Here is an 11,848-nt window from a genome sequence, read left to right as displayed (position 1 = left end):
CCCATGGCCGCCCTTCCGGCAACCCAATAGCATCAGGGCCAAGCCAATAAAAACACTATCGCCGGAGTGCTCCATGACGATCCACATCTGCACCGCGCCTTGCTGCTGGGGCGTCGACGACGTCAGCAACCCGTTCCTGCCGCCATGGCAACGCGTGCTCGAAGAGGCCGCCAAGGCCGGTTATCGAGGTATCGAGCTTGGACCCTACGGATTTCTGCCGCTGGACGCCGGCATCCTCGAACCAGCCTTGTCCAAGACTGGCCTGCAAGTGGTCGCGGGAACGATTTTCGATGACCTGGTGAGCCCGGCCAACCTGCCCGAACTGCTGCGCCAGACCCACGGCATCTGCGCGCTGCTCAAACAATTGCCGCCAATGAAGCAGCAAGCGGGCCAGCGCTTTGCCGGTCCCTACCTGGTGATCATCGATTGGGGCCACGACGCGCGCGACTACGCCGCCGGCCACTCGGACCGCGCGCCCCGCCTGGACGATGCCCGCTGGAGCGCGATGATGACGCACATTCGCGCCATCGCCGAGGTCGCCTGGCACACCTACGGCATCCGTGCCGTCATCCATCCTCACGCTGGCGGCCATATCGAATTTGCCGATGAACTGGCGCGCCTGGTGGATGACATCCCCCACGAGGTCGCCGGCCTGTGCCTGGACACCGGCCATCTCTATTACGCCGGCATGGACCCGGTCGCATCGCTGCGCACCTACGCCCATCGCCTGGACTACCTGCACTTCAAGGATATCGACCCGACGGTTTTCGATCAGGTGCTGAACGAACACATCCGTTTTTTTGCCGCCTGCGCCCGTGGCGTGATGTGCCCCATCGGGCGTGGCGTCATCGATTACCCGGCGTTGCACAGCCTGGTGCAAGAGCTGGGTTACCACGGCTGCATCACCGTCGAACAGGAACGCGACCCGCGCGACGCCGCGGCCAGCCTGGACGACGTGGCAGCCAGTCGCGCCTATCTCGCCAACATCGGCTTCTGACCCGCACGAGGACTTCTCTCATGATCAACGGCAGCAAAACCCTTGCACGGCCTATCCGCTGGGCCATGGTCGGCGGCGGCGAGCACAGCCAGATCGGCTACATCCACCGCTCGGCCGCCCTGCGTGATCGCCACTTCGAGCTGGTTGCCGCCGCGCTGGACATCGACCCCGACCGTGGCCGGGCCTTTGGCGAACAGTTGGGCATCGACCCCACGCGCTGCTACGCCGACTACCTGAGCCTGTTCGAACTTGAGGCGCAACGGCCCGATGGCATCCAGGCGGTATCGATCGCCACGCCCAACGGCACCCATTACGCCATCACCCGCGCCGCGCTTGAAGCCGGTTTGCATGTGGTCTGCGAGAAACCGCTGTGCTTTACCCTGGAAGAAGCCGAAGCGTTGCGAACCCTGGCGCGATCCAGAGGACGCATCGTCGGCCTCACCTATGGCTACGCCGGGCACCAGTTGATCGAACAGGCCCGGGCGCTGATCGCCGCACAGGAACTGGGTGAGATTCGCATGGTGCACATGCAGTTCGCCCACGGTTTTCACAGCGCACCGGTGGAGGCGCAGAACCCGGCGACCCAGTGGCGCGTCGACCCGCGCCAGGCCGGGCCCAGCTATGTGCTGGGGGATGTCGGCACTCATCCGCTGTACCTGGCGAAAGTGATGCTGCCCGAGCTCAGGATCAAGCGCCTGATGTGCAGCCGGCAAAGCTTTGTCGCCAGCCGCGCGCCGCTGGAAGACAACGCCTACACCTTGATGGAATACGAAGGCGGCGCCATGGGCATGGTCTGGTCAAGCGCGGTCAATGCCGGTTCCATGCACGGCCAGAAGATTCGCGTGATCGGCTCGCGGGCAAGCCTGGAATGGTGGGATGAGCGCCCCAACCAGCTCAGCTTCGAAGTCCAGGGCCAACCCGTGCAAACCCTGGAGCGCGGCATGGGCTACCTGCACCCCGATGCCCTGCTGGATGACCGTATCGGCGGTGGCCATCCCGAAGGGTTGTTCGAGGCCTGGTCGAACCTTTATCGGCGGTTCGCCCTGGCCATGGACGCCGCCGACCGTGGCGACGCCGAGGCGCTCGCCGCCCTGCGCTACCCCGGCATCGACGCCGGCGTGGACGGCGTGCGTTGGGTCGAACGCTGCGTGGAATCAGCCAACCAGGATTCAGCCTGGGTTGCCTATTAACCCTTGTTTGAGCTGGAGAAAAGTTAACACCTGTGGCGAGGGGATTTATCCCCGCTGGACTGCGAAGCAGTCCCAAATGATCTGCTGCTGCGAGATTTAACTACGGTATGTCGGGGCCGCTTCGCGCCCCAGCGGGGATAAATCCCCTCGCCACAGCAAGCTCCCTCGCCACGGGCAACCGGTTTTATCTCAAGGAGAACAACAATGAAAATCGCCCTCGATCCCTACATGCACCGTCACCTGAGCCTGCCGGAGCTGTGTCGCAAGACCGCCGAGCTCGGCTTCGAATACCTTGAACTGTCGCCCCGGGAAGACTTCCTGCCGTGGTGGGTCCGCCCACGCGCCCACAAGGAACGCATCGCCGAATTCAAGAAAGCCTTGCGCGACCATGATCTGCAACTGGCTTCGCTGCTGCCGATGTACCGCTGGGCCAGCCCTCACGAGGATGAGCGCCGGGCCGCAGTGAACTACTGGAAGGAAGCGATCCAGGTCGCCGTGGAGATGGGGTGCACGACGATGAACTCGGAGTTCGGGCGCGGACCGTCGCCGGATCGCGGGCACAAGGTCAGTTGTTGCGGCGGCGTACACAGCCATGAGTCCAGCGAAGCGGCCTGGTGGCGCTCCATGGAAGAATTGGTGCCGATCCTGGAATCGGAGGGGGTCACATTGAACGTCGAGCCTCATCCGGAAGACTGGTGCGAGACGCTGCAACCGGCCCTGGACATGCTCAAGACCCTCGGCTCGGACAACGTCAAGTTCCTCTATTGCACGCCGCACACGTTCTATTTCGGCGACGACATGAAAGCCATGATCGCCGAAGCCGGATCGATGATCGCCCATGTCCACATCGCTGATACCTACAACCACAAGGCTTCGTCGGGGCTGCGCTACATCGTCAACCCGCCCGGGGCGAAAGTGACCGTGCACCAGCACATGGACATGCACCAGGGCGAGATCGACTGGGACCTGTTTTTCGGCGAGTTGGCCAAGACCGGCTTCGATGGCATCGTCACAGCGTGCGTGTTCGGCTGGGAAGAACGCGCGGATGACTCGGGGCGATTCATGCGCCAGGAAATCCAGGCGTACGTGGACAAGTACTTCAAGTAGTCCGTGCCGGTCAGGCGAGCAACGGCACGATACGCGGCTTGATCGCCTGTTCGCTTACCTCCAGCAACGCCAGCGTCACCGGCAGCTTGAACCGCCGCCGGCCGGCGCTGCCAGGGTTGAGGTAAAGCCGCTCGCCGCGCCATTCGATCAAGGGTTTGTGCGAATGGCCGGTGATCACCAGCCTCACATCGGCATCGAGCAGCGCCGGCACATCGGCAATGTCGTGGACCAACAGCACCTGCCACCCGCCGATTTCGAATTGCAGGCTGTCGGCGATATCCCCTGCCCAATCGGCGCCGAGGTCGTTGTTGCCCCGCACTACGTGCAGCTCGCCAATGGCGGCCAACGTCTCGAGGATCTCCGGGCTGCCGATATCACCGGCATGAATAATCCGCTCGCAGCCTTGCAGCGCGGCCATTGCTTCGGGGCGCAGCAGGCCATGGGTATCTGAAATCACGCCCACTTTCATGAAACCTTACTCCCCTACGGTGTGTCGTCAGCTTTAGCTGCCTCGTCGCAGTTAGCTAACGTGCTGAAATCGAATAGGATAGGCTGCGCGCTGAAGCGCCAAGCCCTGTCGTGTAGAAGGATATATCAATGCTCGGACGCAAACGGCCGGAGCCCAGGATTGAAAGCCCCGATCAAGCCTTTTCCCCGCAAGCTGTGCGGGCCGGGGCTGCATTTCGGCTGACCGTGAGTTTCATGCTCGTGGTGATCGTGGCTTTCCTGGCGGTCGAAGGCTGGCGCACCTGGCGAGACTATCGGGCGGCTTTTGCGTCTGCCCGCGATTCGGTGACGAACCTGGCGCGGGCGACGGCCCAACACGCCGAAGACACCATCCGACAAGTGGACGTGGTCACTGCCGCCCTCGGCGAACGCGTGGAAGGCGACGGCCTGCAGAACATGGACATCCCGCGCATTCATCGGCTGCTGGTGCAGCAGGCCGCGATCATGCCGCAGTTGCACGGACTGTTCATCTACGGCCCGGACGGCCAATGGCTGGTGACGGACAAGGAAGTGATTCCGGAAATGGCGAACAACGCCGACCGCGACTACTTCCAGTACCACCGCACCCACGAGGATCGAGGCGTACGTATTGGCGATGTGGTCAAGAGCCGATCCACCAACGACCTGATCATCCCCATCTCCCGCCGCTTGAACAACCCCGATGGCTCGTTCGCCGGGGTGATGCTCGGGACGGTCAAGGTCAGTTATTTCGTCGACTACTACGGCGACTTCAAGATCGACGGCAAAGGCGCGCTGGTCCTGGCCAAGCGCAGCGGTACGATCCTAGTCCGCCGGCCTTTCGTCGCGGCGGTGATCGGCAAGAGCCTCGTCAACAGCGTGATCTTCCGGGAGCATCTGCCGACTTCCAACCAGGGCGTCGCCGAAGCCAGGGCCGTCGTCGACGACACCGAGCGTCTGTATGGCTACCGGGCCCTGACCACCTACCCGCTGGTGGTGGAAGCCGGCCTGTCGCGGGAATCGATCATTGCCCCGTGGCGTCGTGACCTGCTCAAGACCGGCCTGGTACTGGTATTCCTGATCGCGATTCTGGTCGGCTTCGGGCTCATCGTCCTGAGCCAGTTGCGCTACCGCATGACCATGGAAACGCAGATTCGCAGCGCCCACCAGGCCATGCGCGACATGGCGTTGACCGACAGCCTGACCGGGCTGGGCAATCGCCGGCGGCTGGACATTGCCTTGGCCGACGAGCTGCGCCTGGCCAAGCGCCAAGGCTCGTCCCTGGCCCTGATCATGCTCGACGTCGATTACTTCAAACGCTACAACGACAAATACGGCCATGCCGCTGGCGACGATTGCTTGCGGGCGATTGCCGGCGCGATCGGACAGACCATCAAGCGACCGGGAGACCTGGCCGTCCGCTACGGCGGTGAAGAATTCACCGTGCTGCTACCGAACACGGACAGCGCAGGTGCGGCCAAAGTGGCGCAGCAAATCCTTGAATCCGTCAGGGCCTTGAACATTGAGCACGGCGACCACCCGCTGGGGATCGTGACGATCAGTGCCGGCATCACCACCTGCCAGCCGAGCAGCGAGGACGTCAGCCCTGCGATGCTGATCAAGGCCGCCGACGCCTTCCTGTACCTGGCGAAGAACACCGGGCGAAACCGCTGGTGCAGCGCCGGCGCCTCCCAGGCCTGACCGCATATCGTTGATTTCAGCCAACACTGGCCTGCACAGGTGCCGATCCGGCGCCTGGCGGCTACAATGCGCGCTTCGACCGTGACCAGCCTGACTAAAAAAACATGTCCTTGCCTAAACATCATCTGGAATTGCTCAGCCCCGCCCGCGACGTAACCATCGCCCGCGAGGCCATTCTGCATGGCGCCGATGCCGTGTACATCGGTGGCCCGAGTTTCGGCGCGCGTCACAACGCCTGCAACGAGGTGAGCGATATCGCCGGGCTGGTGGAATTCGCCCATCGCTACCACGCCCGGGTGTTCACCACGATCAACACGATCCTGCACGACAACGAGCTGGAGCCGGCCCGCCAGTTGATCCATCAGCTCTACGACGCCGGCGTCGATGCGCTGATCGTCCAGGACCTGGGCGTCATGGAGCTGGACATTCCGCCGATCGAGCTGCACGCCAGCACCCAGACCGACATCCGCACCCTGGCCCGGGCAAAGTTTCTCGACCAGGCCGGTTTCTCGCAGCTGGTATTGGCCCGCGAGCTGAACCTGCAGGAAATCCGCGCCATTGCCGACGAGACCGATGCGGCCATCGAGTTCTTCATTCACGGCGCGCTGTGCGTGGCGTTTTCCGGCCAGTGCAACATTTCCCATGCCCAGAACGGGCGCAGCGCCAACCGTGGCGATTGCTCCCAGGCCTGCCGCCTGCCCTACACCCTCAAGGATGACCAGGGCCGGGTTGTCGCCTATGAAAAACACCTGCTGTCGATGAAGGACAACAACCAGAGCGCGAACATCCGCGCCCTGGTCGAAGCGGGCGTGCGCTCGTTCAAGATCGAAGGTCGCTACAAGGACATGGGCTATGTGAAGAACATCACCGCCTACTATCGCCAGCGCCTCGACGATGTCCTCGAAGACCGCCCAGACCTGGCCCGCGCCTCCAGCGGCCGCACCGCGCATTTCTTCGTGCCGGACCCGGACAAGACCTTCCACCGTGGCAGCACCGACTACTTCGTCAGCGAGCGCAAGATCGACATCGGCGCCTTCGACTCCCCGACGTTCACCGGCGTGCCGGTGGGCGTGGTGGAAAAAGTCGGCAAGCGCGACCTGCAAGTGGTGACCTTTGATCCGCTGTCCAATGGTGACGGCCTCAACGTGCTGGTCAAGCGCGAAGTGGTTGGCTTCCGGGCCAACATCGCCGAACCCAAGGGCGAATTCCTCGACGAGGACGGCAAGCAGCGCTACCGCTACCGCGTCGAACCCAACGAGATGCCGGCCGGCCTGTATCAGTTGCGCCCCAACCATGCGCTGAGCCGCAACCTCGATCACAACTGGCAGCAAGCCCTGCTCAAGACCTCCGCCGAGCGTCGCGTCGGCCTGGCCTGGGTCGCTCGCCTGAGCGAGGAACGCCTGGAGTTGACCGCCACCAGCGAAGAAGGCATCAGCGCCAGCGTCGCCCTGGACGGTCCCTTCGGCCTGGCGAACAAACCGGAGCAGGCCCTGGAGCAGTTGCAAGACCTGCTCGGCCAGTTGGGCACCACCGAATACCACGCCACATCGATCAAACTGGATGCGCCCCAGGCTTATTTCATTCCCAACTCCCAGCTCAAGGCGTTGCGCCGCGAAGTCATCGAAGCTTTGACCGTAGCGCGTGTCGCGGCGCACCCACGGGGCGGACGCAAGGCCGAGACCACGCCGCCGCCGGTATACCCGGAGTCGCATTTGTCATTCCTGGCCAACGTCTACAACCAGAAGGCCCGGGACTTCTACCACCGCCACGGGGTCAAGCTGATCGACGCGGCGTTCGAAGCCCATGAGGAAACCGGCGAAGTCCCGGTGATGATCACCAAGCACTGCCTGCGGTTTTCCTTCAACCTTTGCCCCAAGCAGGCCAAGGGCGTCACCGGCGTACGCACCAAGGTTGCGCCGATGCAGTTGATCCATGGTGATGAAGTGCTGACGCTGAAGTTCGACTGCAAACCCTGCGAGATGCATGTGGTGGGCAAGATCAAGGGGCACATCCTTGACCTGCCGTTGCCCGGTAGCACGGCGCAGCCGGTGGTCGGTCATATCAGTCCGGAGGACTTGCTCAAGACGATCCCGCGTGGAGCGCATTGAGTCAGATGGATCTCGATTGACTGTGCTGTCCTCTTCGCGAGCAGGCTCGCTCCCACAGTAGCTTGAGCTTCTCCCGGACTGCCCCCTGGTTGGTGTCCAACCTTTGGGCGGCAGTCCACCCTGTGGGAGCGAGCCTGCTCGCGAAAGCGGTGAGTCAGCTTGCAGGAATGTTGAATGTGCGGGCCTCATCGCTCGCTCCCACTGGGGATTTTCATTTCTGCGCCGTTTTCGCTTTGTCGGGCGACAGATTCTGTTCAAAGGGCTCCCCTATCGCGCATTCATGATGCTAGGTTGTAAGTGATTGTTTCATACCGTCACTTTTTCCCTGCAAAGGAATGCCTCCCACCATGAACTTCCCGTTCAAGCGTCTCGCTATCGCCACCCTCGTCCTGTCCAGCCTGTCGTCTTTCTCGATGTCGGCCTACGCCAACATTTCCGCGCAACAGAGCGCGACCCTGGTCAAAAATTTCACTGATAGCTCGGTCAACGATTTCCGCCAGTTCCTCGCAAGCGTCGCCAATATCGAAGTGGCAAAAACCGCCAACCTCGGCCCGGCCATCAGCGCCTTCCAGGGCAACAAGACCCTGTCGGCGGAACAGCAGAACGAAATTCATCGCCTGCTGGGTATCTACGCCCGGGTAAAGTACGGCAAAGCCGCCACCGAAACCTTGCGCCAATTGGTGGAAATCCCGACCTATCGCAAGGACGGCGTTGCCCAGCATGAAAATCCTGAATTTCTCAAGATCGCCGACAAGATCAAGAGCCTGGCCGAGTCATTCAACCTGAACTTTCGCAACATCGACAACCGCGTCTACGAGATATCCCTCGAAGGCTCGGGTGACGAAGTGGTGGGCATTCACGCCCATGCCGATGTAGTGCCGGTCACGCCGGAAAACTGGGTGCTCAAGGATGGCACCAAGCTTGATCCCTTCAAGGTCACCCTGGTGGGTGATCGCATGTATGGCCGCGGCACCGAAGACGACAAGAACGGCATCGTCGTGGCGCTCTACGCCATGAAGATCATCAAGGAAGAAAAACTGCCACTGGCGCGCAACTTCAAGCTGCTGGTCGATACCACCGAGGAAACCACCGGCGACGCCATTCCTTATTACTTCGAGCGTAACCCGACCCCGAACTACAACCTGGCGCTGGACGGCAGCTACCCGGTGGTGATTGCCGAGAAAGGCTATGGCACGGTCATGGCGAATTTCCCGCGCCGGGCGGCACAGGGTCAAGGTGCCGAGATCACGGCGTTGACGGGCGGCATGGCGACCAACCAGATCCCGTCGACTTCGGTGGCAACCTTTACCACGGAAAAGCCCGCCGAGCTGGCTGCCAGCCTGGTCAAGGCGGGCACCGACTTTGCCAAGGCCAATGGCGGCGACTTTCAAGTGGCCAGCGAGGTCGTCGATAACACAGTCAAGCTGACCTTCACCGGCGTTTCGGCACACTCCTCCGAGCCCGAGTCAGGCGTCAACCCGGTCGCCAGGATGCTGGTATTCATCAATGGCCTGAACGGCACCGTTGGACTCAAGCACAATCACATCACCGACGCCGCGCGCTATGCCGCCGACAACTGGGGTCTGGATTACCTGGGGAAAAAACTCGGTATCGGTTTTTCCGACGCGTTCATGGGTCCGCTGACCGCCTCGCTGACCTACGTCGGTATGGATGACAAGGCCTTCAAGCTCGCGGTCAACCTGCGGGTGCCCGTGGGCAAGCCGACGCAAGCGCTGAAGACTGAAATTGACGACAGACTTTCGGCCTGGGCGAAGAAATCCAAGGTTGCCGTGGCCTTCGAAAACTCCATCGATGAGCCGATGTACCGCAATCCCGAAGGTGAATGGGTCAAGGCGCTGCTCGCCGTTGCCACCGAGAATCTCGGCATGGAACACAAGTTCGGCACGTCTGCCGGCGCCACCTCGGTTCATGATCTGCCCAACGGCGTGCAGTTCGGCCTGGCCATGCCCGACGTCAAGTACACCGGGCACAACGATAACGAGTTCAAGACCGTTGAGCAGTTCCTGCTGGACCTGCAGGTCGTGACCGAGATGATGGGGCGGATCGGGCAGTTGCCGAAGCTCTGAGGCCGGTGAGATCCATAGTGGCGAGGGGATTTATCCCCGTTCGGTTGCGTAGCGACCGCAAAAATATCTGGTCTGCTGCGCAGCCCAGCGGGGATAAATCCCCTCGCCACAGTTGTTCATTCCTTCAGATGATCGGTGGGTCCCGGCAGGGAGAAAGCTGCTCGCGTGGCCGCGTTGGGCTACACCTTGAACCGCGCCACCGTCTGATGCAGCGACTCTGCCATGTGTGCCAGGTCCTGCCCCGCCGTATCGGTATGCTGGGCTCCCTGCAAGACCTGCTCGGACAGGTTGCGGATGCTGACCAGGTTGCGGTCCACCTCCCGGGCCACCAGTGCCTGTTGTTCGGTGGCACTGGCAATCATCAGGTTGCGCTCGTTGATCTGCGAGATTGAGCAGGCAATCGCGTCCAAGGCTTCGCCGGAGCGCCGGGCTACTTGCAACGTTGCCTGTACCAGTTCACTGCTGCTTTGCATCGCGGTTACCGCGTCCCCGCTTTCGCGGCGGATCGTGCCGATCATTTCCTCAATTTCCCGGGTTGACTCCTGGGTGCGGTGGGCCAGCGCCCTTACCTCATCGGCGACGACCGCGAAGCCGCGGCCGGCATCGCCTGCCCGGGCCGCTTCGATGGCGGCATTCAAGGCCAGCAGGTTGGTCTGCTCGGCGATGCTGCGGATCACGTCAAGCACCGAACTGATGTCCTGGACCCGCCCGGCCAGTTGCTGAATACGCTCCGCGGCTTCGCTCACACCGTCGGCCAGCACGGAAATGGACGCTACCGTCTCCTGGACCTGCTCACGACCATCCAGGGCCGTCTGCTCGGAAATCCGCGATGCTTCGCTGGTGCTCATGGCATTGCGCGCCACATCGTCCACCGCGGCGGTCATCTGGTTCACGGCTGCCGCCGCCTGTTCGATTTCAATTCCCTGCAGTTGCAAGGAACTGCTGGTCTGGCTGCTCACGGCGCTCAACTCCTCGGAGGAACTGGCGACCCGATCCACCGAGGTCGCGATCTGCCGGACCATGGAGTGGAGGCTCTGCTGCATCTCGTGCATGTTACTCATCATGCTGTCGCCCGAGCCCGCCCCCACGGGCACCTTGATGGTCAGGTCGCCTTGGGCGATATGGCCCAGCATCCGCGCCGCATCACCGGGCTCACCGCCCAGTGGCCGGGTAACGCTGCGGGTCACCAGCACCGCGACCGTCGCCACCAGGGCCAGGCACGCCAGCACCATCATCAGCAAATGCAGTTGCGCGTCCTGGTAGCGTGTCTGGGCCCCGCGCTCACGCTCGTCAAAAAGACGGTCCTGCATCGCCATCAGTCCGTCCAGGCTCTGGTACATCGCCTGCTCCGCCGGGGTTACGGATTGCTCCAGCTGCAGCACCGCCTCATGGGGCACGTTCCGGTGAATCAAGCCCTGCATTTGCGAAAAAGCGGCCTGGTAGACCTCGCCATTCTTTTTCAGGGCCGCTAAAGCCGCCTTGCCTTCGGGCCTTCGATCAAGCAACGGCCCGAGCGTTGCCAGCGCTTTGTCGATGCGTTGCCGCGTGTTGTCGATGGACGTCTGGGCCAGGGGATCGTTCCTGTCGATCAACAGTTCGCGAATGTGGCTGGCGTTATCCCGCACCCCCGTGGCGATGGCCATGATCGGGGCGATTTTCGGCCAGTCTCGCTGGGCGACCACTTCGGCCTGGTCGCGCAATATCCGCAGGTCGTACAAGGCGTACAACGCCACGGCGATCAAAGCGATGGGCGCAATGGAAAAACCCATGACGATTCGCTGGGCAATGGTGAGTCTGGTCATTATCAAAACATTTCCTTTCAGGGGCTCTGTTCAACGAATCCTGGCCCGCAGGTACTGAGCCTGAGGCAGATGCCCGGGCAGCAGAACCTGCGCTCGCCGGATCCACGGCTGGTGCCGGTCCGGTGAAAATGAAGAGTGGAATAGAGGGCTCAGAAACTGCTGGAAATGCTAGTGCGGATGGACTGTTTCATGTTGTAGGGCGTTTCTGATTTGCAGCGCACGCAGGGAGAAATTCAGGCTGATTACCTGATTTCCTACGGAAACCGCCCACCTGCTGGTAAGCCGCGATCAATTACGCAACTGAAAACAACTCGATTGAATACTGTGGGCTCAACCGCTCGATTTGCGTCCTCCGAAAATCCCGTGGCGAGGGAGCTTGCTCCCGCTGGGC

Annotated in this window: 8 protein-coding genes and 1 pseudogene; 6 read left to right on the top strand and 3 right to left on the bottom strand. The window is 62.1% G+C overall.

The window, feature by feature from the left end; genetic code table 11:
• The first annotated feature begins 73 nt into the window (after positions 1-73).
• The 3 genes from J3P86_RS12530 to J3P86_RS12520 all read left to right on the top strand — a co-directional run bounded on the left by J3P86_RS12530 (position 74) and on the right by J3P86_RS12520 (position 3,294).
• Entirely contained in the window at positions 74-997 is a 924-nt protein-coding gene (locus J3P86_RS12530; RefSeq protein ID WP_434700484.1) for a TIM barrel protein, read from the top strand.
• A 20-nt stretch (positions 998-1,017) separates the two neighbouring features.
• Positions 1,018-2,187: a Gfo/Idh/MocA family protein gene (locus J3P86_RS12525; RefSeq protein WP_434623915.1), complete on the top strand. Its 1,170-nt coding sequence runs from the start codon at positions 1,018-1,020 to the stop codon at positions 2,185-2,187.
• Positions 2,188-2,391: 204 nt separating this feature from the next.
• Positions 2,392-3,294: a sugar phosphate isomerase/epimerase family protein gene (locus J3P86_RS12520; protein ID WP_434700482.1), complete on the top strand. Its 903-nt coding sequence runs from the start codon at positions 2,392-2,394 to the stop codon at positions 3,292-3,294.
• A gap of 10 nt (positions 3,295-3,304) precedes the next feature.
• On the opposite strand, the gene J3P86_RS12515 is transcribed toward J3P86_RS12520, so the two are convergent.
• Positions 3,305-3,763, bottom strand: a complete 459-nt coding sequence (locus J3P86_RS12515; RefSeq protein ID WP_434697848.1) for a metallophosphoesterase family protein — start codon at positions 3,761-3,763, stop codon at positions 3,305-3,307.
• A gap of 128 nt (positions 3,764-3,891) precedes the next feature.
• Here J3P86_RS12515 and J3P86_RS12510 point away from each other — a divergent pair, with 128 nt between their 5' ends.
• From J3P86_RS12510 to J3P86_RS12500, 3 genes are all read left to right on the top strand, one after another.
• On the top strand, positions 3,892-5,460 hold the full coding sequence (locus J3P86_RS12510) for a sensor domain-containing diguanylate cyclase (protein ID WP_434623921.1): 1,569 nt from the start codon (positions 3,892-3,894) through the stop codon (positions 5,458-5,460).
• Positions 5,461-5,564: 104 nt separating this feature from the next.
• Entirely contained in the window at positions 5,565-7,568 is a 2,004-nt protein-coding gene (locus tag J3P86_RS12505; RefSeq protein WP_434623923.1) for a peptidase U32 family protein, read from the top strand.
• 347 nt (positions 7,569-7,915) lie between these two features.
• A complete protein-coding gene (locus J3P86_RS12500; RefSeq protein WP_434700481.1) occupies positions 7,916-9,655 on the top strand; it encodes a dipeptidase in 1,740 nt (579 codons plus the stop codon).
• A 179-nt stretch (positions 9,656-9,834) separates the two neighbouring features.
• Here the strand turns inward: J3P86_RS12500 and J3P86_RS12495 are convergent, their stop codons facing one another.
• Both J3P86_RS12495 and J3P86_RS12490 read right to left on the bottom strand, forming a co-directional pair.
• Positions 9,835-10,965, bottom strand: a complete 1,131-nt coding sequence (locus tag J3P86_RS12495; protein ID WP_434700637.1) for a methyl-accepting chemotaxis protein — start codon at positions 10,963-10,965, stop codon at positions 9,835-9,837.
• A gap of 45 nt (positions 10,966-11,010) precedes the next feature.
• Positions 11,011-11,424: pseudogene (locus J3P86_RS12490) on the bottom strand (MCP four helix bundle domain-containing protein); the annotation flags it as partial.
• Positions 11,425-11,848 lie beyond the last annotated feature (424 nt).

Source organism: Pseudomonas sp. D1-1 (assembly GCF_051132225.1).
Classification (GTDB): Bacteria; Pseudomonadota; Gammaproteobacteria; order Pseudomonadales; family Pseudomonadaceae; genus Aquipseudomonas.
Note: the sequence above shows the minus strand (reverse complement) of the source record. Positions and strands in the feature narration are given on the sequence as shown.